The following is a 25,182-nucleotide window of genomic DNA, read 5'->3' as shown; positions in this document are numbered from 1 at the left end:
GACCATAAAGAGTGATAATCAGCATCACCCATCGAGTATTTACTCTTGTTTGTCAGTAATGGGTTGCAGCTGATTATGTTAATTTATATAGTTGTCCGTATTAAGACTTGTGATTTCGATCGGTCTTAAGGTTAAAAAGTAAACAATAATAATAAATTACAACCAGATAAGCTTAGTGTAAGAACATTATTAGTCAGTGCTGTTAGTCAGCGAAGTAGTGTATAAGGACATTAAATATCATGGTTTTACAGCGTAATTTTGCGCTGTGTTGAAGCGATTTATAATCAAAAGGATTGATTTAATGAGAAGCTTTAAGGTGCTAGCAATATTAGCATTACTGGCTGTTGATAGTATTTCAACGGTTATTGCACAAGTCAGTCATATCAGTATTGATACCATTCCATTTGAAAGTGGACAATCTCCTAACCTAACCGTGCAAATCATAACCGATCAACATGATTTATCGCGGCTGACTTTTTATTTACGTCAAATTTATCAAAATAATATAGTGTTAGAAAAGCTTACTGTAGAACGACGCGATGGTGATGTATTTGTGTTAAACGGTGCTGAAAAAATACACGATCCGGATGCGGCACTTATTGTATCTGAATACCGTAATGCTAAATGGCTGCAATATTCGCCGGTATCTATATTCTCTCAAGCTATTGTTCAGGATCAGTACCAGCCAGTTGCCATAAAAACAATGAAGTCTCCTTCGGCATTGCCGACATCGATACCTAAGTCAATAAATACCAAGGCCATCGCATCACCTCAAGACGCGCCAATGCAAAAGAGAGTGGATCAATGTCAGATCACTTTGTTAGCAGATGATACCTTATGGGAAATTGCTGTGCGTTATCGCAAGCAATGGAATTCAAACCTCTATGGCGCAATGCTTGCCCTTTATCAAACTAATCCATCAGCATTTCATCAAAATAATATTAGCCAACTGCGATTAGGAAACTCATTACGCTGCCCATCAGTGGAGACGCTTTCGCACTATCAAGATATCGCAGTAGATAAAGTGACATTTGATAGTTTAGTGGCTACTCAAGGTGGTCAGTCTCAAGTGGTACCAACGCCGGTGTTACCCGTTAGTACATCGATTGTCGCGACTCAGCCGGTATCAACAAATGGCTCAATCAATTCAATCGACAGTAAAACATCTGAAAGTAATCAACAATTAGCGATTATTGATAAAACGCAAATAGTGCCTCAGCCAACACCCGTCAATAAAGTAGCCAAGACATCAGCCCCTGCAAAAAAAGACATGCAGACCGATGGGCAGGATAAAATCTGTGTAATTGATAAATCTCCACAAGATACGTTATGGCGTGTTGCCGATCGTTACTATCGACAATGGCAAATCAGTGTCTTCGGGGCAATGCTGGCGATTTATGATGCAAATCCGAATGCGTTTGCAGATGATAAAATTTACTTACTGATGGCAGATAGCCGTTTAAAATGTCCCTCTAGGGTGATATTGAACCAATATCAAAATTCGTCGGAGGCCCAAGTTACCTACGAGGCTCTAGCACGCAGGTATAGGTAGTCATAGTATCGTTTAGAAATTCTACTTGTTTGTGTACATGAGACACTGTATTATCTTGCGCCTAAAACATATTGTTATTAACTGCATGTGGTGCTCAACTTCGGGTTGGGAGAGCGACATGGCCTTCAATTTAAGGTAACCCCAAATGAAAACAGGTATCCACCCAAATTACGCTGAAATTACTGCAACTTGTAGTTGTGGTAACATCATCAAAGTGAACTCAACTGCAGGTAAAAACCTACACTTGGACGTATGTGGTGCATGTCACCCATTCTACACTGGTACTCAGAAAGTTGTTGATACTGGCGGACGTATTGATAAGTTCAACAAGCGTTTTGGTATGCTTGGCAAAAAATAATTGCATTGCAATTATTTTTAATAAGGCGCCTTTGGCGCCTTTTTTATTGCTTATCGTTAACCAATCCCATCTCTTAACTCGAGTTGAGGATAAATAACCTCAATTCTGGCGAATAAACGGTTATCAACCAGCCCTTTGTTACGCTCTACGTGTTGTATCGACTTACCATAGGCCAGTTATTGCCGCGTCAATACGCCTTGTTAGCAAAACAAATGCAAGTTTGATATTGCAGACTTGAAATAAACCTATTTTTTACACGTTACTCCATCTCTTATCCCGAATTGAGGTTAACCAGTATTGTGCTGAGGCGAAAACTAATTTTTTAGTGACAAACAATATAAAAAAAATAAAGGCTACTTTATTGTTATTTAGACAAAATAAACTGCAAATATCAACCTCTATATCCGATTGTTATGGTAAATCTTGTTATTTTCCTACATTTTTAACTTATTGATTTATATATATTCATATTCGAAGAGTTAGATTAATAAAACATACCCTCTGTTTTGGCCCACAACACCTCCTATGATTAAGTTTTTGATTTATATCGTCCTTGTATTAGCGTATTGTGATTAAAATTTTCGATGGTTAGCAAGCTCACTGTAAGTGTGTACTGCGGATCATACTTTCCTTCATAGATAGCGCATTTCAGGATGTATAAAATGTCAGATATTCGTCAACAAGCCCTCGATTATCATGAATTCCCCATACCAGGTAAAACAGCTGTTTGCCTGACAAAACCCGCTCAATCGAGCCACGATCTTGCTTTGGCATATAGTCCTGGCGTGGCAGAGCCGGTTAGAGAGATCGCATCGAATCCTGAAAATGCCTATCGATATACTAATAAAGGCAACACTGTCGCGGTGATCACCAACGGGACCGCTATTTTAGGACTGGGTAATTTAGGTCCATTAGCTTCAAAACCTGTTATGGAAGGCAAATCTCTGCTCTTTAAACGTTTTGCTAATATTGACTCGATTGATATTGAAGTGAAACACCGCACCACTGAAGATTTTATCAATACCGTCGAGTCTATTGCCGATACTTTTGGTGGGATTAACTTAGAAGACATTAAGGCGCCAGAATGCTTTGAAATTGAACGCGAGCTTATTAAGCGTTGTAATATTCCGGTGTTTCATGACGATCAACATGGCACTGCAATTGTCACGGCTGCCGGCATGTTAAACGCGCTCGAAATTCAGGGTAAAAAAATTGATGATGCAGTATTTGTCTGTTTAGGTGCTGGTGCAGCTGCGATTGCGTGTATGACCATGATAGTAAAATGTGGTGCATTACGAGAAAATGTCTACATGCTCGACAGACAAGGCGTTATCCATACTCGTCGTGACGATATCAATGAATACAAAGCATTATTTGCTAACAATACTGACAAACGCACCTTGCAAGATGTGATGAAGGATGCCGATGTATTTTTAGGATTGTCAGGCGCGAACCTTTTGGCTGCTGATGATATCGCCTTAATGGCACCAAACCCGGTTATTTTTGCTTGTTCAAATCCTGATCCAGAAATTAAACCTGAATTAGCCCATAGCATCCGTAAAGACTTAATTATGGGTACGGGTCGTAGTGACTATCCAAATCAAGTAAACAATGTATTGTGCTTCCCGTTTATTTTTCGAGGCGCGCTCGATGTCCGCGCGGCTGTGATTAACGACGAAATGAAGCTGGCTGCAGTGTATGCTATTGCTAACCTCGCCAAGGAGCCTGTCCCTGCTGAGGTATTAGCCGCTTATCCAAACGTGTCATCATTGAGTTTTGGTTCACAATATGTGTTGCCTAAACCAATGGACCCAAGATTACTGCCGCTAGTTGCTCGAGCAGTATCACAAGCGGCAATCGATTCTGGGGTGGCTAAAATCATCACCTTGCCGACTGAATATCAGGTATAGACAGTTAGCTATAAATAATCAGCGATAGATGATCTGCTATAAGTCATCGCATGATGGTAAAAAAATATCGTTAATTAAAGGGGCTTTTGCCCCTTTTTATTGGCTATTGCAAAAGCATGATTAAAAACGAATAGTGAACTTGCCGAGCACAATCGTTATACTGGACAAAATTTGAGTTATTAATAAAATAAATAAATCCAGCAGGATAGCGGATAAATGAAACTCACCAAGATCCTTACCAAAAAACTGACCAGCTTTTGGCTGCTTTCATTAGTCGCAGTGGCTTTTGTGTTTTTACTGTGTGCGGTGATGGGCTTTACTCAATTAACCTACACTTTTCAGCAACAGAAAGTCGCTGAATTAGAAACCATGTTAGCTGCTGACTATCAACAACATGGCAATAATCAATTTTCTACTTGGTTACCCCCTTTGCTAACGGCTTATAACGCGGTTGATTTTTCTCTGTCGCAAGGCAGCCAATTAGTTTATCAATTTCATCGCAGTAAAGCCGACACGCCCAGCAGTAGTTTGACCCTATATCAGACCCAGTTAAGTCATGGAAAATTATCGATGACGATAACCTTACCTCCACCATTTTCTTTACATGATCTTGGCTGGCATGAGCTGATTATGCTCGTCATTGGTTTTATCAGCATAGGTATTTTTGTGCGTTTTGGTTATGGTTGGTATTCCAGAGAGTTAGATGGGATTGAACAACTCGCTCTGCGCAGTAAGCTCATTTTAGACGGTCACTTAAAGCAAGCTGCCGATATGCCGACTAATGGTAAGCCAAGGATGATAAACCGTGCGATCAGTCAATTGCTTGCCGAGCTCGATGATGCCCGCAAAGAACGTGGCCGCTTAGATCAATTTATTCGTAAAGATACTTTCCTTGATAAACAAACTCAGATTGGCAACCCGATATTCTTTCAAAACCGTCTTGATGGATTGAGCCATAATCAAAAAATGATTGTTCATGGCGTACTGATGTTGATTGAGTTTGATGATGTTGATTTAGTCGAAGACCAATACGGTGAGAGCGGTGTGAAGACCATGCTTTCATTAACAACCCAAGCCATTACTGCTGCATTAGTCCAATATGAGGACAGTATTTTTGCGCGGCGTAGTTACTCACAATTAGCCATAGTCGTACCACAATTATCCCAGGTAGAAGCGGATCAGTTAGCCCAGCGAATACTCAAAATCTGCCTTGCATTACCTTTTTCTGGCATAGGTAATCCTGATAATTTTCTACATTTAGGCTGTGCGTTTTTTAAAATTGCAGATTTACAAGTTCAACTTGTTGAAGAAGCAGAGATGGCACTTCGAGCAGCACAATTACAACGGGTTAATAACTGGTTTATGTACGACAAAGGCGCGTTAGATGAACAAATTGCTAAAGGTTCTGTGCGTTGGCGTAGTTTCATTGAAAATGCACTGGTTTCAAAACGATTTTTTACCTTACAGCAAGTTATTGTCGATAGCGATAATCAGATTTTACATTATGAAATATTCAGTCGTGCTCGTGATTTACACGGTAATGATGTGCGCGCAACACTGTTTATTCCGATGGCCAATAAATGTGGATTGATGCCACAGATTGAACGCCAAATGTTGGAACAAGTACTCTTCAGGTTAATGTCCGAAAATACATCAACCTACAGTATCAACTTAAGTCTATATAGTTTGACCAGCAGAGCGTTTGTTCGTTGGTTACAATCGACGTTATTGGAACATCGCCCTTTAGCGGCACGACTTATTTTTGAAGTGTCGGAAGACATCATTGTTAAAAACCAGAAAAATACTTCACTGCTTAAAACGCTCGATATGTTAAGAAAAATGGGCGCTAAATTAGCGGTAGATCATGTTGGCCAATATGTTGTGGGGACTCACTATATTCAGGAGTACCACTTTGATTTAGTGAAATTACATCGTTCGATCGTGCGACGAGTACATCAACGTTCAGAAAACCAATTGTTTATACGCAGTCTAATTGGTGGCCTTTATCGCGCCGAAGTGAAAGTTATTGCTGAAGGTGTTGAATGTTTCGAAGAATGGCAAACGTTAAAAATTCTAGGCGTGAGTGCTGCTCAGGGAGAGTTTTTGGGGCAAAGATCTGAAGTTTAAGTATTATAGTGCTATGTTTGCGGTAATTCATTCACGTTAGATCTTGTTTATCAATAGATTGCACCTTATTGTAAGTAGATATGTGGCATATTTATGATGATTTATAGCATTAACGCAATAATAACAAACTGTAATCGTGATAAAATTGCCCGGTAATACTAGAAAACACCATATATCTTAATCGAATTGTATCGATGTTACGTGTTGTTGTATTAGATTTATAATGTCGTTTTTGGATGTTGTACCTCTGCTCAGTAATCTTAACTAACTAATTAATATGTTAGTGAATATGGACTACCCAATGGACAATGGTTTTTTGAGTAAACTAGCTTTTTGGCAGACATCGCAATTGATGGGTAATGTAGGCGTATTTATCACTGGTAATTCGCTGTGGGTGTGTCATCCCCAACAAGGTCAAATCGCGCCAGTTATCAATCAAATTTTAGTACAAAAAAACAATTTGCTTCAAGCCTTTGAAACACTAAAGAGCCAGTTTGGCCGAGTTCGGGTGCAATTAGTACTGTCGCAGCAGTATTATCAATTATTACAAGCTGACAAACCCAATGTCGAACCTGGCGAAGTGACTCAGGCGTTGATCTGGTCTGTTAAAGATATGGTGTCAGAGCCTGTCACTAATATTTATCTGGATTATTTTGAGTCCAGTCTTATCTCCAGTTCAAAAGTGAATGTGGTGGTTAGTAGCCGTCAGTTTTTAACTCAAGTGGCAAGTGCTTGTGATGCTAACGGATTAGATGTTGCCGGGATAAGCATTGAAGAATTCGCATTAAGCCATCTATTAACCCACGATAATATGGCACATATGTTGGTAGCCCACTTGCCACAACAAGAGTTGTTGTTGTTGGTTGTTAAAGCGGGTGAAGTGTTAATGCAACGTCGAGTGAGAGGGTTTAATCAGCTTAACAAAGCGACTTTAGAAGAGTTAAAGCTGGGCTTAGCCGATAATCTCAGTTTAGAAATTCAACGGTCTATGGACTATTTTGAAAGCCAATTACGTCAAGCTCCAGTGGGATCGATTAGTATCTTGGCTGAAGGTGATAGTTCATCATTAGCCAATCTTGTCGGCGCTAACTTTAATCAAAAAGTGGTTGCCGTGACTCACGATGGCGTACCGAGTTTACTTGCTCAGTTAGCGTTGCAGGAATTAGCTCGAGGTGAAGCGTGATAAAAACCGCCGTTAATTTATATTCCACAGATTTGTTGCCGAAAAAACAAAGACTGACCTTTATAAGGCTGATGCTTGCATTGGCCTTTCTGTGCGGATGCAGCGCGGTACTTTATGCAGTAGGACTGTGGCATGCCGATGAGTTGCAAACCCTAAACCAGCAGGCAAGCACTGAGAAAAATAGTTTAAAAAACCAGAAAAGTCAGCTTGAACAACAAATTGCTGCCCGTAAGCCCAATGGGGACTTAGTGGCAAAGGTTGAGCTTGAACAGCAGCGTTTAGATCTAAAAAAACTGTTAAAAGATGAGCTTAGCCAACGCAATACTCTGATTAGCCAAGGTTACTCGCCAATGCTGACTGACTTGGCCGCCGTGGCGGATAGCAGTGTGTGGTTGAGTCATATCACCATTGAACAGCAAAAAAACGATGCTCAACGCATTGAGTTTGAAGGTTACGGTCGTCATCCGCAAAGTATTCCATTATGGATAGATAAACTCAAAACCACTTCAACATTAAAGGGTTATGCGTTTTCAGCAATGACGATGGATCGCGGCGAAGCACAACCGTTGGCGTTTAAATTAATAAGCCAACCCATTGCTAAGGAGTCAGCACAATGAAGCAGCAATGGCTGGTGTGGTCGTCAAAATTTGATGCGTTAAGCCCTCGAGAGCGGATATTGATTACGTTTGCTCTGCTAGTTCTGGCAGGGATGTTGCTGTTTATGCCATTAGAATCGCAATGGAAACAGCACCAAAGCTTACAAAATCAGCTTAAGGGGCTAGAACAAGAAAATTCGATTTCCTTACAGCAAGTGGCACTCTATGAAGAGCGTTTACAACTTGACCCTAATAAAGATTATCAGCAACGGTTACAAATCATTACCGAGCAGATGCAATTGATTGATGCCGATCTCACCGATCAAATGGTTGATATGGTTCCTGCGGATTACATGCCAACAGTATTAGCCAACTTGTTGGGTAATGTGAAAGGCGTGACATTAATCTCGTTTGCCTCCATTGCACCCAAAGCCTTACTGCAAGTGGGTGATGGCAGTAAAGTTAACCTTTACAGTCATGGTATTAAGCTGATGTTACAAGGCGATTATTTTTCTATTTTAGCGTTTATTAAAGCCGTTGAAACGATGCCAGATAAATTGTATTGGAAGCGTTTAGATTACCGTGTTGAATCTCATCCCGAAGCGTTAGTTGAATTAGAACTTTACACACTGAGTGTGAATAAGGACTTTATCAGTGTTGCGAAACAAGATTAATCCCATGGCGTATGCATCCTGCCTAATGATGCTGTTAGTGTTTGCTGCAAACGCACAGACATTACGTGATCCAACCTTACCGGGTCAGGGCTTTATTGCCGTTAAGGCCAAAGCCGATAACCCATCTTTGGTGTTAAACAGTATTGTTAACGGCCAACATAGCTATGCGGTCATTAATAATATTATTCTTTCGGTGGGTGACGCAATTAGCGGCAGTGGATTACGTGTATCAAAGATTAGCCAAGACTATGTCACCTTGTCAGATGGAAGAAAACTTCAGCTATTTCAGTCGATAACAGAGCGGTAGGATAAGAATAAAAATGAATGTAATTAAATATGTTACTCCTCTGATGTCGCTGTGCCTAGTTGCTTGCCAAACGACAGATAGACCCGATCCACAAACCGCAAAAGCGGCTTTGAATGAGTCAAGGCAACAAGCTGAGACCCGTCAAGCCACTGTGCCACCACCAGCGGTTATGCCAGAAGATGTTCAACGTGAGCTTAATGGTAATAATGTGTTGAGCTCATCAGCAAGGGCCTTACCTGCAGAGCGTCGTTTTGATGTGTCAGCAAATGACGTTGATGCGAGAGTGTTCTTTCCAAGCTTAGTCAAAGACACGCCCTTAAGTGTTGCGGTACATCCTGATGTGCAAGGTAACATTTCGTTATCATTAAAAGCGGTCACCTTGGCAGAAACCATTCAGGTTGTTGAAGACATTTACGGTTACCAAGTTAAGCGCGAAGGTCGTATTTTACGGGTTTACCCGTCGGGTATGAGAACCGAAACGTTCCCATTAAATTATATCTATATGCAACGAGAAGGTTTGTCATTAACTTCGGTGAGCTCTGGTCGTATTTCCGATCAAAATAGTAACTCAAACAGCAGTGGTAATAGCAGTTCGAGCAGCAACAGTAGTTCGAGTAACAGTAACAATAGTAGCAATGGTAATGCCAACAGCAGTGACAATACCAATGGTACGTTTATTCGTTCAACGACCAAGACGGATTTTTGGGGTGAGTTAGAAGCCACCTTAATGTCAATTATGGGTGAAACCGGTGGCGGGCGACAAGTGGTGGTGACACCTCAAGCAGGGCTGGTAACCGTTCGGGCTTTCCCTGATGAATTACGTCAAATTCGTAGCTTCTTACAAATAGCAGAAAGCCATTTACAGCGCCAAGTGATTTTAGAAGCAAAAATTATAGAAGTAACCTTATCTGATGGTTACCAGCAAGGGATCCAGTGGGAGAATGTTTTAGGCCATGCCGGCAATACCAACATTGATTTCAGTACCTCAGCAGGACAAGGTTTAAGTAATGCCATTACATCTGCCATTGGCGGTGTCACCTCGATTAATTTCACCGGAAGCGATTTTAGTAGCATTATTAGTTTGCTGGATACTCAAGGTGATGTAGATGTGCTTTCAAGTCCTCGTGTTACGGCTTCTAATAACCAAAAAGCGGTTATTAAAGTGGGTAATGACGAATACTTTGTCACTGATGTGTCATCAACGACAGTGGCTGGCACCACTCCAGTGACGACGCCACAGGTTGAACTAACGCCATTTTTCTCCGGCATTGCCTTAGATGTAACGCCTCAGATTGACGAAGATGGCAATGTAATATTGCATGTTCATCCTTCCGTGATAGATGTGAAAGAACAAACTAAAGAGATAAAAATCAGTGATTCAACCTTAGAGTTACCGTTAGCGCAAAGTGAGATCCGTGAGTCGGATACGGTTATCCGCGCCGCTTCTGGCGATGTCGTGGTGATTGGTGGATTAATGAAGAGCGAAAACATTGAAACCGTGTCAAAAGTACCGTTATTGGGTGATATTCCTTTTCTGGGCGAAGCTTTCACCAGCCGCACTAAATCTAAAAAGAAAACCGAATTGATTATTATGTTGAAACCAACGGTTGTCGGTGGTGATACATGGAAGGATGAGTTAAAGCGCTCACAAGATTTAATAGAGCGTTGGTATCCTTCTAAGTAGTGGCGGTTGGTGATTGATAGATAAGTTGCCGTAGGCGGTTGATAAGTGTGGCGGTTGAAATTGATAAGGGATAGCCAGTAATTATGTATTTGCAGCACTTTGGCTTAAGTCAGTTGCCCTTTACGCTTACCCCAAATACGGGTTTCTTTTTTGGCTTGTCGCCGCATGTGGAAGCCTTACAAGTACTCCAAACCGCATTGCAGACAGGTGAAGGTTTTATCAAGGTCACTGGTGAAGTGGGCACAGGTAAAACCTTGGTTTGTCGTAAGCTGATAAATGATTTACCGGCTCAATACCATTGCGCTTACTTACCTAATCCCTATTTAACCCCTAAAGAATTACGCTGGGCTGTGGCGGGTGAACTTGGCTTGGCATTACCGAACAAATTAGATCAGCAACAGCTAACAAGGCTAATCCATGAGCGTTTGTTAGCGTTAAATCACCAAGGCTTTCACGTAGTGTTAGTGTTGGACGAAGCACAATCATTACCTGATGACAGTATTGAAGCGTTACGCTTATTTACTAACTTAGAAACCGAAAGTCGCAAGTTGCTGCAAGTCGTGCTGTTTGGTCAACCAGAATTAGACGAACGTTTGGCGCAAGCTAAATTTAGACAATTAAGACAACGTATTACCTTTAGCTACGATCTGCGTCCGTTAACATGGGATGAAATACAAGCTTATATTCATCACCGACTTGCTGTTGCGGGTTATCAAGGGCCGGAATTGTTTAGTACCGTCGATATTAAGCGTATTGCCAAAGCCGCTCGAGGCATCCCGCGTTTAGTGAATATATTGGCGCATAAGAGTTTATTGCTGTGTTATGGCCAAGGTGAAAAAAAGGTACTGTCGCGGCATTGTCTCGCGGCAATAATGGATACCGAAGATGTTAATTTACAACACAAAGTAACGTTCTCTCGTGTCAGTATGCTGCTCATTATATTGTTTGGGGTATTGCTGTTGTTTATCGGATTGAATGGCCCAAATTGTTGTGGTGAATGGATGACACAAATAAGCGAAATTAAATGAGTGTGATTATCAAAATGCTCAAAGATTTAGAGCAGGGTCAGCAGCCCGGAATAGACAACCCATCGGCACCACCGGTGGGAGAATTCGTGCGTCCTGAAATTCAGTATCAATCCGTCGCTAAATCTCGCTCAGCATCTATTGGTCTTTTTATTGTTGCGGCACTATTGATCCCCACGTTGTGGTTTGGTGTGTCGATGTACCGCCAAGCCAATATTCAAATGGTCAGTGAGCCAGTCGCTGTCAGCGCTTCTGCGAGTAAAGAAACCCAATCATTGCTGAGTCAGCCACAAGATAATGATGGTGTTGCTACTGAGTCGCCTAAGTTGTTAGTTGTAAGCTCAACAGCGACATCGATTCAAGCTCCTATTGAAGCATCAACTCAGGCGAACACTGTCGCAATAACTCAAGACAGTACTCAAGTCAGTCAGACAACGGATACCTCAGCAGTGGGCACTGCATTAGAGACTCATCAAAGCATTGACATGACAGCACCTGAAACGCCACAAACTAGGGGGCAAGTCGCTGAAACAGTCAAAACACCCGCGCAAATAGCGGCAGCCTTAGTCACAGAAATAGTCACAGAAACAGTCACAGATAAGCCCAGTGTTTTAGGCTCGAATAAGACAGCCCTAAATAACATCGGAACAAATCAGACTGTATCGAATAACGCGGTATCAAGTAAGACTATATCGAATAACACTACATCGAATAAGATTGCACCTAATAACAGTGCATCTAATAACATTGCCCCCACGCAAGCCTTAACCACAGCGCCATCGTCTGGTTTGCCTGCACAAGCTCCAATTGTGATACAAAAGCCGGTGGAAATGACGGTTAAAGAAGTGGTTCTCACTAAGACGCAAATGGCGCAATTGCAATATCAAAAAGCGATGAATGCAGAGCAAGCGCAGCGCCTTGATGATGCAGCAGGTTACTATTTAGAAGCGATTATTTTACAGCCGAGTTTACATAAAGCCCGTAAGCAATTGGCCAAAATTTATTATGTGCAAAGTAATCTTACGGCGGCAATGCTATTACTCGAAAGTGGAGTCAGTTTATTTCCGCAGCAATGGGAGTTTTATGTGATTCTGTCGCAAATTCAAACTCAAATGAAGGCTTATGATGCCGCATTGTCGACAGTGGCCATGATCCCCGATAACTCTTTATGGGCTCGTGATAAATGGATAGCCCAAACCGATTTAGCCCAAAAATCGAAAAATTTTGCTTTAGCCGAGGCTGCTTATCGTCACTTATTGTTATCCGAATCGACTAAACCTCGCTGGTGGATGGGCTTAGGTTATTCACTCGATTCGCAGAAAAAATATCCCCAAGCCGCTCAAGCTTACCGATCAGCATTAAGCTATGAAGGATTATCAACTTCAGCCATGACATTTATTGAAAAGCGTTTAGATCAGTTAGGAGCAAACCGATGAAGCCTAAGTTAAAGATGCGGTTAGGAGATCTTCTTGTTCAAGAGCTGATTATCACCGACGAGCAATTACAGCAAGCATTAACAGAGCAACGTAGCTCAGGTAAAAAGCTGGGTCGGACATTAATTGATTTGAACTGTATCACTGAAGATCAGTTACTTAAGTTTTTATCTCAGCAGCTTAATTTACCGTACCTTGATATTAGTCGTCGTCCGATTGCCGCCGAAGTGGTCAATATTCTCCCCGAAGTACAAGCGCGGCGTTTTCGTGCTTTAGTGGTGGAGAGTCACTCTGACCATGTGTTAGTTGCCATGAGTGATCCTGCTGATTTGCAGGCTATCGACAACATTGAAGTATTAGTTGCCCCTAAGCAGTTAATGATCGCGGTGGCGCCAGAACAACAATTACTCGATGCGTTTGACAACCTTTACCGCCGTACCGATCAAATTGCAGCGATTGCCGGTAAGCTTGATGAAGAATATGCCGCTGATGACATGTTCGATTTGGCTAATTTAACGCAAAGCGACAGTGATAACGAAACCACAGTGGTGAAGTTATTACAGTCTATTTTTGAGGATGCGGTTCAAATGCGTGCCTCAGATATTCACATTGAACCCGGCGATAAAGTCTTGCGGATCCGCCAGCGTATTGATGGTCAATTGCATGAAAACATTCTCAGTGAAGTCAATATTGCCTCGGCCCTGGTATTACGGCTTAAATTGATGGCGGGATTGGATATTTCAGAAAAGCGTATGCCACAAGATGGCCGTTTTCATATGGAAATAAAAGGTCATCAAATCGACGTGCGGATGTCGACCATGCCGATTTATCATGGCGAATCTGTGGTGATGCGTTTATTAGATCAAACCACCGGCCTGCGCACCTTAGATGAAACCGGTATGCCAGCGAATATTGTGGCGCGTATTCGTAAACAGATTAAACGTCCTCACGGTATGTTGTTAGTTACTGGGCCAACGGGTAGCGGTAAAACGACCACCTTGTACGGTATTTTAAGTGAGCTTAACACTGCAGATAAAAAGATTATCACCGTAGAAGATCCGATTGAATATCAATTACCGCGAATTAACCAAGTCCAGGTTAATCATAAGATTGGTTTAGACTTTTCTAACGTGTTGCGTACCACGCTTCGTCAAGATCCCGACATCATCATGGTGGGAGAAATGCGTGACCAAGAAACCGTGGAAATTGGTTTACGAGGTGCATTAACCGGTCACTTCGTGTTATCGACGTTACATACTAATGATGCTGTTACCAGCGCGTTGCGATTACTCGATATGGGCGCGGCAAGTTATTTGGTTGCCAGTGCGCTGCGGGTCATTATCGCTCAGCGTCTGGTTCGACGTGTTTGCCATAATTGTGCGGTAGATTATCAGCCCACAGCGGCTGAACGTAGCTGGCTTAACAGTGTGACTAAAAGAGATATTAGCAGCGCCACGTTTAAAGTGGGCAGCGGTTGTCAAACCTGTAACGGCTCAGGCTATCGCGGCCGGATTGGTATTTTTGAAATACTCGAACTCGATGAGAACATGATAGATGCCATGCGCACCGGTAATCCGCAAGATTTCGCTCGTGCAGCCCTGCGCAGTCCTAACTTTATCCCACTGGCACATTCCGCGATGGAGTATTTATTCTTAGGCACGACCACACTCGAAGAGGTGTCAAAACTGGTTGAAGATGTCAGTGAATCGAAAGTGGCCTTGTCGGAAGATTTGATTAGCCAACAAGATATTGGATTGTAATAATGCCAACATATCAATATCGAGGACGTAATTCACAAGGGCAGGCTGTTAGTTCACAGCTTGAGTCTGCCAATGAAAGCGCGGCGGCCGATGCGTTGCTTTCTCGTGGGATTATTCCACTAGAATTACATGAAGTGAAAACCAAGCAACCTTTCTCAATGAGCTTGTTTCAAAGCAAAGTGTCGCTGGAAGAATTGCAAATATTTAGTCGGCAAATGTATTCACTGACCCGTTCAGGTATTCCCATTTTAAGGGCGATTGCGGGCTTATCAGAAACCACTCATTCTGATCGGATGAAACAAGCCTTAGATGATATTTCACAACAGCTCACTTCGGGTCGACCGTTATCTTCGGCGATGAATCAACATCCGGAGATATTCGATTCGTTGTTTGTGTCGATGATCCATGTGGGTGAAAATACCGGTAAGTTGGAAGATGCCTTTATCCAGTTGTCAGGTTATATCGAGCGAGAACAAGAAACTCGCCGGCGGATTAAAGCGGCAATGCGTTATCCCATGTTTGTATTGATCGCCATTACCATTGCGATGGTTATTTTGAATATTATGGTTATCCCTAAGTTTGCCGATATGTTCTCTCGTTTTGGTGCAGAACTACCATGGGCGACAAAAATATTAATTGGCGCCTCTAGCCTGTTTGTTAATTTCTGGCCCCACATGATAGTGCTATTGATTGGCGTTGTAGTGGGTATTCGATATTGGCATCATAGTGCAAAAGGTGAAAAACAGTGGGACTTATGGAAGCTGCATATTCCTGTTATAGGCTCCATTATTGAGCGTTCAACCTTGTCGCGCTATTGTCGCAGTTTTTCGATGATGATCAGTGCGGGTGTTCCCATGACCCAAGCATTAAGTTTGGTGGCGGATGCAGTGGATAATGCCTATATGCATGACCAGATTGTCGGCATGCGCCATGGTATTGAATCGGGAGAATCAATGCTAAGGGTATCCAATAGCAGTCAGCTGTTTACGCCGTTAGTACTGCAAATGGTGGCCGTGGGTGAAGAGACGGGCCAAATCGATCAGCTATTAAATGATGCCGCTGATTTTTATGAAGCCGAAGTCGATTACGATTTAAAAAATCTGACGGCAAAACTCGAACCTATTTTAATCGGCTTTGTTGCTGGCATTGTATTGATACTGGCACTGGGCATTTATCTTCCTATGTGGGATATGCTTAATGTGGTCAAAGGCGGTTAACGCATAATGCACATTATTGATGGGATAGCGGTATGCTGAGCCAGCAAAAAGCGGATCATGAACTGCTTAGCATTTATGGCAGGGTCATTGCTATTGTGGTGTTGTTAGTGTTGCTGGCTATTTTCGGTATACGTTATCTCAATACCGCGTCAAATATAGGTGGACGGGGTCTAGAGCTTGAACAAAATCGTTTTTTGAATGTGTTAGCTATGGTGCGCAGTCAATGGTTAGCTTCTGGTCGGCCGGATAAAATGCAGTTGTCATGGCATAATCTGGCATCAAATGTGCTTACCTCACAGAGCAATAAGACAGCGTCAAAAAACGGTCGAACCAACACCGACGAGATTAACGACGATGCTGATCTCGTTGGCACCAATAATTGGATTTCTTTATCTGATCAAGGTTGGCCAATCATTGATACGAATGATGTTCAAGGTTGCGAGCGACTATGGGGCCAATTACTGGCCACTAATCTTCAACAGTTGCATATTACGGTAGATTATCAGTCTGATACTAATATTTGCCGCTACTCTTCAGATAATAAAGCCAATTTAAGTTATCAATTGCAAACGGGTAGAGTGATATTTTTAATTAATGACCGATAGAGAGTGTTCCATTAGTGTTAAAGTGTTAATAAGCTGATAATATTAGCTAAGTTAGAGCTGAACCAATATTATTTCTGTTTTAGGCGCAATATAGAAGAGTAAAATATTATGAAATTGAAACAACAAGGTTTTTCATTGATCGAGTTGGTCATTGTTATTGTTATCCTCGGTTTATTGGCCGCCACAGCGATCCCGCGTTTTTTAAATGTGACCGATGATGCTGAAGACGCCAGTGTAGACGGTGTAGCGGGCGGCATAGCCACTGCGGTGAGTTTTGTGCGTGCCCAATGGGAAGTCGATGGTCGTCGTAATACCAGTGTGCTATTAGACGGCACCAGTGTGTCATTAGACAAGCGTTTTGGTTTCCCTACCGGTACAACAAACACCAGTGCAACAGGCATGACTAATGCTACCTGCAAGGAAGTCTTTGATTCGGTGTTACAAAATGCACCAAGAAACCTTATATATAATCTAGATGCAAGGCAGCAGCGTTATACCGTAAGAATGCTAAATGGTGTCGGCGGTTCATCTACCAGTATTGACGGTCTAAACATTAACAATCTTGATTTATGTGTTTATCATCAAGTGGCCTCACTAGCACTCAATCAGAATGGTGTGCCTTCACCTGCACCTGACTTAACGACTGCGGATGCAAAAGGCGTGACATATAATCCAGGTACAGGGCAAGTATTAAGCTTTACCCAAACACCCTTCACGCCATAAGTCATAGTTTATAGTTTAAGGCGTTTGTCATTGAAATGATTAATAAAATATGCTGTTATTAGTCTAAGAGTTAAACAGTCACCGTGTTAAGCCGTCATTGTCACTAAAGGTGATAGTCGTTTTAATTGGTTATCGTTAGTCAGTGATAGTCGTTTCAAACAATAGCTAGAAGTTCAGCTCGTGCCATGTTTTACCAAGGTTTAATACGGTTCAACGAGATGAAATATTAAATATCTGATTTTATTATATAAAAGGTAAGTTAAATGCAAATTAACATGCAAAAACAACAAGGTTTTACATTAATCGAATTAGTGGTTGTGATCATTATTCTGGGTATTTTAGCGGTAACTGCGGCACCTAAGTTTATTAACCTGCAAGGTGATGCACGCGCGTCAGCATTATCGGGATTGAAAGCAGCCATTCAAGGTGGAAATACCCTGGTTTATTCGAAGGCTGCTTTGGCTGGTGAAGAAAAGGGTGCAGCTTCTACTGGTATTGCAACAGTATCTATTGGGACTGGAGCAGATGTTGATATCGTTTACGGCTATATTGCAGCGACAGAGACTGCTTTAGAAGCGGCATTGGATGTGACATTTGATGCTGGTGCAGATGGTGTTGCTACAGCTACAACTGGTACCGCAGATTGGATTATTAAAGTTGTTGCCGAGGATACTACTACTACTCCAGCAACGGCTGCAGGTGTCGAAATTTGGCAAGCCGGTGCACCATCAACTTGTTCATTTACTTATAGTCCAGCAACAGACTCATCAACTCCTGTGCTGACTCAAGTGCCTGATGCAGACGATTGTTAATTATTGATTGTTAATGATTAGTCATATAAAGCCTGCTTTTGCAGGTTTTTTTTTGAGCATTTTCTATCCAAGCTAAAATAGCATCTTTGATCATTTGACCCGCTAACATTGGGCTGATAATTGTTAATGATGGCTATCATGACTCTAAAGATGCTCGATAATCTTTAGTGAATGTATCCCGACTGCAGGTTATTGAGTGTTCATTTAACGCATTTGAATCATCAATGGGCATTGGTGATTTTTTGACTAACTCAATAAATAAACTGATAATTTACGCTATTTTTTGGCATACTGATTAAATATGAATATTGCCTATAGGGATCAGCTGCAGCCCAGATAAGTGAGCTTATCTGTTGCCATGGTTGCCAAAGCGTTATGGCTAATCGTTTTAACTGTTTTATGACGTTAAGGACTTCATTACCGTGAAACAACAACGCAATATTCAGCTTGGGTTTACCTTGGTTGAATTGGTTACCACCATGATTTTGATCGGCATTTTGGCCGTGGCGGTATTACCGCGTCTATCATCTGACTCATCTTTTAGTGCCTATAGTTTGCGTAATGAATTTATCAGCGAGTTACGTCTGGTCCAGTTACAAGCGATGCAAAATACCGATCAGTGTTACCAAATTGAGGTGAATGCCAGTGGCTATACCTTAGGGTATTTTAGTGATCGAATGGGTAATACTTGCAGCAATCCAGTCCGTACCGAGCAAACACAAGTCTTTAGTGGTGGCGCCCATATTGCCCTTGCCAGTACCGCCAGCCAAGTGTTTTCGATTACCTTTGATAGTGCAGGGCGGATAATATCGCCGGCGTGTTCAGGCCATTGTTTTAATGTGGTGGCAGATGAAACCCTCGCCATAGCAGTAGAGTCTGAGGGTTATATTTATGCTCTCTAAACCGCAAATTCAAATGCAAACACCATCTCGACTTAAGTATGTAAAAGGGCCTGCAAAAGAGCTTAGAAAAGGGCTTAAGAAAGGGTCTCAAACGCGGCAACTGTCTCCATCTGAGCGTGGCTTTACCTTAATCGAACTCGTGGTGGGTATGATGGTGATAGCTATTGCGATAGTGATGCTCACCAGCATGTTGTTTCCCCAAGCGGACAGGGCGGCAAAAACCTTGCACAGAGTGCGCTCGGCCGAGTTGGCTCATTCGGTAATGAATGAAATATGGGGTAAGCGTTATGATCAAAATACCAATCCCAATGGCGGTGTCCCAGCCTGTGATAGTTCAGCAGGTTCAGCAGGTTCAGCTTGTTCTTATGCTTTAGCAGTGGACGGAACCCCATTTCTTGGGCCTGACGGTGAAAGCCGCGACACCTTCAATGACATTGATGATTATGATGGCTTGGATCAAGACGATAATATGCTCGACTCAAGCCAAACCTATGCCCAAGCCTATCCTCGTTATCAGTTGAACGTGTCAGTTGAGTATCTTGACTCGGCGACGAAAGCGCAAAAATTAATTACCGTCGCCGTGACCACGCCTGCCAATGAAGTGATCACTTACCAAGCGCTAAGGAGTAACTACTAATGCCTTGTCGCTGCCGATCAAATACTGCTGGTTTTACCTTAATAGAAATGGTTACAGTGATTTTAATCTTGGGCATTATTGTGGTTGGGGTCAGTAGCTTTGTTATTTTTGGCACCCGCATTTTTGTCGAATCAAGCGCGGTTGATCAAGTGCTCAGTCAGAGCCGATTTGGGATCGAGCGGATGACTCGGGATATCCGCCGTGCCGTGCCTAATAGTATGCGCGTACTTACCGCAACCGATGGCAGTTACCAATGCCTTGAATTATTACCCATTAGCACCAGCACATCGTATCTTGATGCGCCGTTTGTGCCACAAACGGCGCAAAATAGTTTAACAGCGATTAAAAGTGTTCGTAGTATTAATACAGGTCAATCAGTGCTGATTTATCCATTAACAACGACAGAAATCTATCATCCCCTAGGGACAACCGCTAAACGATTTACCGTGCAAAGTGTGGCAGAAACCGGCGACCAGCTGACAATTACCTTAACTCAAAGCGTGCGCTTTACTGAGGCTTCGCCATTAAAACGCTTATACCTTGCCGATAGCCCATTGAGTTACTGCTTTATTAACACCACCAGTAATGTCGAGCTGCGCTTATATCAAGACTATGGTTACCAGCCCAATCAACCGTCACCAACAATGTCGCCAACAGTGATGGGCAATGGGGTATTGATGGCGCAAAATATCACCAATACCTTAACCGTTAATCCGGCGGTGATCCTTACCCCATCAACGTTAATGACCAATGCCATTGTGCATTTACAGCCAGTATTTAGCGTCAATGGTGAAACGTTCAATTATCAACATCAAGTGCAGGTGATGAATGTTCCCTAAGCTGAAATTAAGCCAACATTCGCAACAAGGCAGTGCACTTATTATTGGTATTTTTGTGCTGACTGTGATGTTTCTTATTGCGGCGAGTCTGATCCGCATTGTTGGTGATGCTGATGAGTCGGTTAATCAAGAAGTGTGGGGCACTCGGGCATTATTTAGTGCTAACAGTGGCGCTGATGCGGCGCTTGCTCAGCTGTTTCCGCTTAATGGCGTTACCAAAACTTGTGCTAATGTGAGTCCTACATGGACACCACCAACTGGGCCAGACTTCAATGGGTTTCATAACTGCACTGTGTTGGTGAGTTGTAATACTGCCACTGTGGGCAGTGTGAGCCAATATCGCATTAACAGCTCAGCGGTATGTGAAACCGGTAATTGTGCTGGTAACTCCAGCAGTTCAACGTGTTTGCGAGTCAGTCGTCAAGTGGAGGTAGAAGCGCGTGCGCAATAATCTTGGTTTTATTTTATTGGTTTGTTGGCTGTTATTGCCTTCGCAAGCTTTTGCTGCGCCGCAATGTGACAGCATATTTACCGACCCACCTTCAGGTAACCATTCTCCTTTTGGGTTAGCTTTGCCGTCAGGTATTTTAGCCTCTCCATTATCAGATTTAAACTGCAGTTCAACAACCTGTAACAGAGATGGTGGCAATCAATTCCAGCCTGGAGACTATGATTACAATAATGGTAACTTTGACAATAAAGCTGTGATTAAAACCACGGGCGCCACAGCGCGTTTATATTTTAATAACTTAAATTTGAACAACGCGAATATCAATTTAGATGAAGCCGCGGAAAACCTGATTATTTATGTGGCAGGTTCGTTAAGCATTTCTGGCAACACTAATATTAATGCTATCGTGTATGTGGCTGGTTCTGTTTCTATGTCGGGAAATAGTAGCATTACTGGCGCACTTGGGGCTGGTGGTGCCTTAGCTCTTTCAGGTAATAGTACCGTCGATTTTAAGCCCATTAGTAAAGCAAATTTTAATGGTATGTGCGATGTGGAACCAGAGGGTTTCCATATCCAATATGGCAAAGCGACCACCAATAACATTACTTTTGACAGTCCATTTCCAACGGGTGTGACGCCATTAATTTTCTTGATGCCGACTATAGAAGACAGTAATAGTGATGGCCCTGCATCGGTATTTGTTAAGAGTGTGTCTGAGCAAGGTTTTACTTGGTCACAACAAGAACCAGAATCACCTGATAACCGTTATGTTAAATCTAATGATATGCCTGAAGTACATTGGATAGCGGTAACAGCAGGTACTTATGAGCTCGCAGACGGCGTACCACTTATTGCTGGATCGGTTGACTATAATCAGGCTTTATTCGGTTCTAATTCACCTTATACCACAGTGACCTTACCTTCTACTCAAGGTGTTACTCAAGATGTGTTATTAAATCAAATTCAAACTCAAAATAATGAATGTTGGTTTACCAGTACTTCTCAATTACCTACTCCTGATACTACTACTTATGATATTGAACTAGCGCTAGATACTTCAGAGGTAAGAACTAATAATAATAAATGCCAACCTGGAAATTTGAAAAATGGAAAACTTCAAAATGAAACTATTGCTTATTTATCAGTGCCATCAGGCTCTGGGACGCTAACACTTGGAGGTAGCGCCGTTAATTATCATTTTGGTCAAGCGCAAACCTTTACAGATAATGGCACCAAGGATATTACCGATCAATGTGCTGAAACGACCGAATTAAAGGGGTTTACTAATGCTCCTATGCTGGTGGCAGGTAAAAACAGCCGCCTAGGTGGAGATGGAGGCTGGCTGCGTCGTTGTCAGTTGACTAACGACAAAGTCAGCATGGTCGTTGACGAAGATACTTTTAGAGATAACGACCGCAAACATCGCTGGGAGAATTACAGCTTTGTTGCGTTTGAAAAAAAAGTAGACACCTTGACTTGTTTTACTGACGATTTTAATCGCACTGATGTCGGTGATGATTGGGCGCTCAAGGTCTTAGGCTCGTCATTGCCGCCTGCAATAGTGAATAACCGTTTGCGTTTTACCTCAGCCAGTGGCAATCAAGCGACATCCAGTACTTATCAGCGATTATTCCCTGCTGCGGATAACTTAGTTGAGCTGGAGTTTGACTATTATGCTTGGTCGAGCCAGTCGGGCACAGGGGCTGACGGCATTGCAATTATCTTGTCTGATGCCAGTATTACTCCTCAGCCTGGTAGTTTTGGTGGCGCCTTAGGATATGCACAGCGTAATAATGGTACTCCTGGTTTTGCTGGTGGTTGGCTTGGTATCGCATTGGATGAATACGGCAACTTCTCTAACCCCAACGAAGGTAAGATTGGTGGACCTGGGTTTAGATCTCAGGCCGTGGCTATCCGTGGTTCCTCAGGTACAGATTACCAATATCTAACAGGTACTAATGCCAACATTAGCCCCAAAATTGATGTGCGCAGTACGTCCAGCGCTCAGCCAAATCATAAATACAAAATCATCATAGATTCGCGAACCCCAGGTAAGGCCATGGTGTCAGTGCTGCGAGATACTGTTAACAACGGTGATCCAGATGATTATGAAACCTTAATCGCTCCTTTTGATGCATTAAGCGTCAGCGGGCAAGCGCCCGTACCTGAAAGTTTTTACCTGTCTATTACTGGTTCCACAGGTGGCGCAAACAATAATCATGAGATGGATAACTTTAAGGTTTGTGCCCTTAAATCCAATCCGATCGGTCAACAAATTCATCATTTTGAGTTTGACTATACTAGCTCGCCATTGACCTGTAAGGCCGAAACCATGACGGTCAGAGCGTGTAAAGATGCGGCATGTAATTTATTTACTGATCCAGTGGAGGCTAATTTATCGCTTGCTCCTAATACCAATGGCGCTTGGTATGTTGACGCTATTAAAACCAATGTAGTGAAGTTTGAAAATGGCAGTGCAACGGTCGCTTTACGCAATAATGTGATTACACCCATAACCATAGGGGTGAGTTCTTCCGTTCCTTCTACCATAGCAGGCAGTAATACTTTGTGCCGAAGCGGTGCTGGTGGGTTAAATGCTGCAAGTTGTAAGTTAAGCTTTGCCGAAAGCGGTTTTATTTTTGATGTGCCGGATAAGCTAGCAAACAAACCGACAGGCAATATTACCATTAGTGCGGTGAAAACATCAGATGAGACCCTGCAATGTGTACCCATGTTTGCCGATACCACTAAAAATGTTGCGTTTTGGAGCTCCTATATAGAGCCTATTTTACCAATAAATGGCCAATCGGTCACCGTGAATAATACGGTGATGGGTAAACTGGATAGCGCAGCAACAACGCTTGCGTTGGCATTCGATGCGACAGGTAAAGCTGATATTATTGTTAATTACCCTGATGCCGGAAAAATGCAGCTTGATGCTAAGTACACAGGCACAGGCGATGAAGCTGGCCTAGTGATGGTAGGCTCAGATCAGTTTGTCAGTTTTCCCGTGGGCTTGTGCGTTACACCAAAAGATAATAATGCTGAGTGCTCTGCAGGTGACAGTAGCTGTAATCGATACAAAAAAGCCGGCGAGTCTTTTGAGTTAACTATTCAAGGTAAAGCCTGGGAGTCGGATGGTGATACCGATTATTGCGATAACATCATCAATACCCCAAATTATGCCCATGACGAGGTAACATTAGGCCATCAATTAGTTGCCCCTTCTGGTGGCGAGCTAGGTGAGGTCGGCTTGTCACAGTATAACCATGTAGCAGAAGCAACAAACACTAATGCCGTTGCTCAATCCGTCAGTGAAGTCGGCGTATTTAAATTCAGCGCTAATCCACCCAGTCCTTATTTAGGTTCGAGCTTTTACGATATTCCGCTGGCGACATCGCCTAATATAGGGCGCTTTGTACCCGACCGCTTTGTGGTGAGTAGCTCAAGTGTGCTGCCATCTTGCGGTAGCTTTAGCTATATGGACCAAGCCTTTGATCTAACATTAACCTTAAGTGCTTTAAATACTGGCAGTTATGTTACCCAAAATTATCAAGATGCCTTTGCTAAAGCCGGTGCCAGCTTAGTGGGCGAAAATGCCAATGATGGTGTGGATTTAAGCGGCAGGTTAAGCGTGTTACCTATTGATGCCAGCTCTTGGGCTTTGGGAGAAGCAAACGTAGGATTATCTTACCAAGCTAATTTTAGTCGTACTGTGGCCCCTAGTGTGGATGGACCATTTAGTCAATTAGCTATCGGCGTACAAGTATTTGATAACGATGGGGCGGTGTCTTTTGTTGCCTCTGCTGATATGCGAACCGACAGCAGTGGTAACTGTGCCGCCAGCAACGACTGCACTGCAACGTTATTATCGACCCAAGATTTACGTCATGGCAGAGTGGTGATGGACAATACCTTTGGCCCTGAAAATGAAATACTGCGTATGCCAACCTATGCCCAATATTGGAATGGTAGCGCTTGGATAACTAACACCGATGATAGCTGTACTCACGTTATCGATGCGCTTGATGGCAGCGAAATATACGCGCCATCTTTAACCGCTGGTCAAACCGTGACTCGCCGTGATGGTGGCAGTTCAGTTAGCAGTGGCCGATTAAGCTTATTATGGCAAAATAGCGGCTCTGCAGCATATCGAGGTCAGGTGACTGCCCCGTTAAAAGTAGAGCCCTGGCTTCAGTGGTATTGGAATTGGGACGAGGCAAGTCCAACTCTGCTCTATGAGCCAAGAGCAAGTGCGTTCTTGGGGCGTTACCGAGGCCATGATAGGATCATTTATTGGCGCGAAGTCGGTCAATGATCTGGATAAAAAAGCGTCAGTTTTGCGCTTTTTTGATTTAAAACTGCGCGAATGTTGTTTTTTTAACAG

At 42.7% G+C, this 25,182-nt stretch carries 21 protein-coding genes; all 21 read left to right on the top strand.

The features are described from left to right. Window positions 1-301: 301 nt before the first annotated feature. Window positions 302-1,552, top strand: a complete 1,251-nt coding sequence (locus tag AAEY93_RS02135; protein WP_124013441.1) for a FimV/HubP family polar landmark protein — start codon at window positions 302-304, stop codon at window positions 1,550-1,552. Window positions 1,553-1,697: 145 nt separating this feature from the next. Further along, window positions 1,698-1,910 (top strand): 50S ribosomal protein L31, encoded by a 213-nt coding sequence (rpmE, locus tag AAEY93_RS02130; protein ID WP_101033796.1) that lies wholly within the window; start codon window positions 1,698-1,700, stop codon window positions 1,908-1,910. 662 nt (window positions 1,911-2,572) lie between these two features. Beyond that, window positions 2,573-3,820, top strand: coding sequence for a malic enzyme-like NAD(P)-binding protein (locus tag AAEY93_RS02125; RefSeq protein WP_101033797.1), 1,248 nt, complete (start codon window positions 2,573-2,575; stop codon window positions 3,818-3,820). 216 nt (window positions 3,821-4,036) lie between these two features. Then, a complete protein-coding gene (csrD, locus tag AAEY93_RS02120) occupies window positions 4,037-5,947 on the top strand; it encodes an RNase E specificity factor CsrD (RefSeq protein WP_124013442.1) in 1,911 nt (636 codons plus the stop codon). A gap of 301 nt (window positions 5,948-6,248) precedes the next feature. After that, window positions 6,249-7,130, top strand: coding sequence for a biogenesis protein MshI (locus tag AAEY93_RS02115; protein ID WP_164839428.1), 882 nt, complete (start codon window positions 6,249-6,251; stop codon window positions 7,128-7,130). Continuing rightward, window positions 7,127-7,747: a PilN family protein gene (locus AAEY93_RS02110; protein ID WP_124013444.1), complete on the top strand. Its 621-nt coding sequence runs from the start codon at window positions 7,127-7,129 to the stop codon at window positions 7,745-7,747. The genes AAEY93_RS02115 and AAEY93_RS02110 overlap by 4 nt, the downstream gene beginning before the upstream one ends. Next, window positions 7,744-8,400, top strand: coding sequence for an MSHA biogenesis protein MshJ (locus AAEY93_RS02105; RefSeq protein WP_124013445.1), 657 nt, complete (start codon window positions 7,744-7,746; stop codon window positions 8,398-8,400). The genes AAEY93_RS02110 and AAEY93_RS02105 overlap by 4 nt, the downstream gene beginning before the upstream one ends. Window positions 8,401-8,404: 4 nt before the next feature. Further along, window positions 8,405-8,707 carry an MSHA biogenesis protein MshK gene (locus tag AAEY93_RS02100; RefSeq protein WP_164839429.1) on the top strand — a complete coding sequence of 101 codons (303 nt, stop codon included), beginning with the start codon at window positions 8,405-8,407 and terminating at the stop codon, window positions 8,705-8,707. A 13-nt stretch (window positions 8,708-8,720) separates the two neighbouring features. Further along, a complete protein-coding gene (mshL, locus tag AAEY93_RS02095) occupies window positions 8,721-10,391 on the top strand; it encodes a pilus (MSHA type) biogenesis protein MshL (RefSeq protein ID WP_124013447.1) in 1,671 nt (556 codons plus the stop codon). 83 nt (window positions 10,392-10,474) lie between these two features. Further along, complete coding sequence (locus tag AAEY93_RS02090; protein WP_124013448.1) at window positions 10,475-11,419, top strand: ExeA family protein; 945 nt, start codon at window positions 10,475-10,477, stop codon at window positions 11,417-11,419. Then, window positions 11,416-12,852: a tetratricopeptide repeat protein gene (locus AAEY93_RS02085; RefSeq protein WP_124013449.1), complete on the top strand. Its 1,437-nt coding sequence runs from the start codon at window positions 11,416-11,418 to the stop codon at window positions 12,850-12,852. The genes AAEY93_RS02090 and AAEY93_RS02085 overlap by 4 nt, the downstream gene beginning before the upstream one ends. After that, window positions 12,849-14,609, top strand: a complete 1,761-nt coding sequence (locus tag AAEY93_RS02080) for a GspE/PulE family protein (RefSeq protein ID WP_335689548.1) — start codon at window positions 12,849-12,851, stop codon at window positions 14,607-14,609. Before AAEY93_RS02085 ends, AAEY93_RS02080 begins: the two co-directional genes overlap by 4 nt. A gap of 2 nt (window positions 14,610-14,611) precedes the next feature. Then, on the top strand, window positions 14,612-15,826 hold the full coding sequence (locus AAEY93_RS02075; protein WP_351074692.1) for a type II secretion system F family protein: 1,215 nt from the start codon (window positions 14,612-14,614) through the stop codon (window positions 15,824-15,826). Between the two features lie 32 nt (window positions 15,827-15,858). Then, window positions 15,859-16,431: an MSHA biogenesis protein MshF gene (locus tag AAEY93_RS02070; protein ID WP_351074690.1), complete on the top strand. Its 573-nt coding sequence runs from the start codon at window positions 15,859-15,861 to the stop codon at window positions 16,429-16,431. A 108-nt stretch (window positions 16,432-16,539) separates the two neighbouring features. Continuing rightward, on the top strand, window positions 16,540-17,154 hold the full coding sequence (locus AAEY93_RS02065; protein WP_351074688.1) for a pilin: 615 nt from the start codon (window positions 16,540-16,542) through the stop codon (window positions 17,152-17,154). A gap of 275 nt (window positions 17,155-17,429) precedes the next feature. After that, window positions 17,430-17,966: a type II secretion system protein gene (locus tag AAEY93_RS02060; RefSeq protein ID WP_351074724.1), complete on the top strand. Its 537-nt coding sequence runs from the start codon at window positions 17,430-17,432 to the stop codon at window positions 17,964-17,966. A gap of 422 nt (window positions 17,967-18,388) precedes the next feature. After that, window positions 18,389-18,868, top strand: coding sequence for a pilus assembly FimT family protein (locus AAEY93_RS02055; protein WP_351074686.1), 480 nt, complete (start codon window positions 18,389-18,391; stop codon window positions 18,866-18,868). After that, complete coding sequence (locus tag AAEY93_RS02050) at window positions 18,858-19,505, top strand: type IV pilus modification PilV family protein (protein WP_351074684.1); 648 nt, start codon at window positions 18,858-18,860, stop codon at window positions 19,503-19,505. Before AAEY93_RS02055 ends, AAEY93_RS02050 begins: the two co-directional genes overlap by 11 nt. Then, the gene (locus AAEY93_RS02045) at window positions 19,505-20,344 is read left to right on the top strand and encodes a PilW family protein (RefSeq protein WP_351074682.1); all 840 of its coding nucleotides are present in this window, start codon (window positions 19,505-19,507) and stop codon (window positions 20,342-20,344) included. Before AAEY93_RS02050 ends, AAEY93_RS02045 begins: the two co-directional genes overlap by 1 nt. Further along, on the top strand, window positions 20,334-20,795 hold the full coding sequence (locus AAEY93_RS02040) for an MSHA biogenesis protein MshP (RefSeq protein ID WP_351074680.1): 462 nt from the start codon (window positions 20,334-20,336) through the stop codon (window positions 20,793-20,795). The genes AAEY93_RS02045 and AAEY93_RS02040 overlap by 11 nt, the downstream gene beginning before the upstream one ends. Next, complete coding sequence (locus tag AAEY93_RS02035) at window positions 20,785-25,113, top strand: DUF6701 domain-containing protein (RefSeq protein ID WP_351074678.1); 4,329 nt, start codon at window positions 20,785-20,787, stop codon at window positions 25,111-25,113. Before AAEY93_RS02040 ends, AAEY93_RS02035 begins: the two co-directional genes overlap by 11 nt. Window positions 25,114-25,182 lie beyond the last annotated feature (69 nt).

Source organism: Shewanella sp. CAL98-MNA-CIBAN-0140, from assembly GCF_040309905.1.
GTDB classification, from domain to species: Bacteria; Pseudomonadota; Gammaproteobacteria; order Enterobacterales; family Shewanellaceae; genus Shewanella; species Shewanella psychromarinicola.
This window is presented reverse-complemented; position numbering and strand designations above follow the sequence as displayed.

Bases quoted from the DNA above. Each gene is read 5' to 3' on its own strand.
- csrD (WP_124013442.1), top strand. From the start codon at position 4,037: ATGAAACTCACCAAGATCCTTACCAAAAAACTGACCAGCTTTTGGCTG.
- mshL (WP_124013447.1), top strand. From the start codon at position 8,721: ATGAATGTAATTAAATATGTTACTCCTCTGATGTCGCTGTGCCTAGTT.
- AAEY93_RS02085 (WP_124013449.1), top strand. From the start codon at position 11,416: ATGAGTGTGATTATCAAAATGCTCAAAGATTTAGAGCAGGGTCAGCAG.
- AAEY93_RS02045 (WP_351074682.1), top strand. From the start codon at position 19,505: ATGCCTTGTCGCTGCCGATCAAATACTGCTGGTTTTACCTTAATAGAA.
- AAEY93_RS02070 (WP_351074690.1), top strand. From the start codon at position 15,859: ATGCTGAGCCAGCAAAAAGCGGATCATGAACTGCTTAGCATTTATGGC.
- rpmE (WP_101033796.1), top strand. From the start codon at position 1,698: ATGAAAACAGGTATCCACCCAAATTACGCTGAAATTACTGCAACTTGT.
- AAEY93_RS02075 (WP_351074692.1), top strand. From the start codon at position 14,612: ATGCCAACATATCAATATCGAGGACGTAATTCACAAGGGCAGGCTGTT.
- AAEY93_RS02135 (WP_124013441.1), top strand. From the start codon at position 302: ATGAGAAGCTTTAAGGTGCTAGCAATATTAGCATTACTGGCTGTTGAT.
- AAEY93_RS02090 (WP_124013448.1), top strand. From the start codon at position 10,475: ATGTATTTGCAGCACTTTGGCTTAAGTCAGTTGCCCTTTACGCTTACC.
- AAEY93_RS02040 (WP_351074680.1), top strand. From the start codon at position 20,334: ATGTTCCCTAAGCTGAAATTAAGCCAACATTCGCAACAAGGCAGTGCA.
- AAEY93_RS02105 (WP_124013445.1), top strand. From the start codon at position 7,744: ATGAAGCAGCAATGGCTGGTGTGGTCGTCAAAATTTGATGCGTTAAGC.
- AAEY93_RS02115 (WP_164839428.1), top strand. From the start codon at position 6,249: ATGGACAATGGTTTTTTGAGTAAACTAGCTTTTTGGCAGACATCGCAA.
- AAEY93_RS02125 (WP_101033797.1), top strand. From the start codon at position 2,573: ATGTCAGATATTCGTCAACAAGCCCTCGATTATCATGAATTCCCCATA.
- AAEY93_RS02100 (WP_164839429.1), top strand. From the start codon at position 8,405: ATGGCGTATGCATCCTGCCTAATGATGCTGTTAGTGTTTGCTGCAAAC.
- AAEY93_RS02060 (WP_351074724.1), top strand. From the start codon at position 17,430: ATGCAAAAACAACAAGGTTTTACATTAATCGAATTAGTGGTTGTGATC.
- AAEY93_RS02080 (WP_335689548.1), top strand. From the start codon at position 12,849: ATGAAGCCTAAGTTAAAGATGCGGTTAGGAGATCTTCTTGTTCAAGAG.
- AAEY93_RS02050 (WP_351074684.1), top strand. From the start codon at position 18,858: ATGCTCTCTAAACCGCAAATTCAAATGCAAACACCATCTCGACTTAAG.
- AAEY93_RS02065 (WP_351074688.1), top strand. From the start codon at position 16,540: ATGAAATTGAAACAACAAGGTTTTTCATTGATCGAGTTGGTCATTGTT.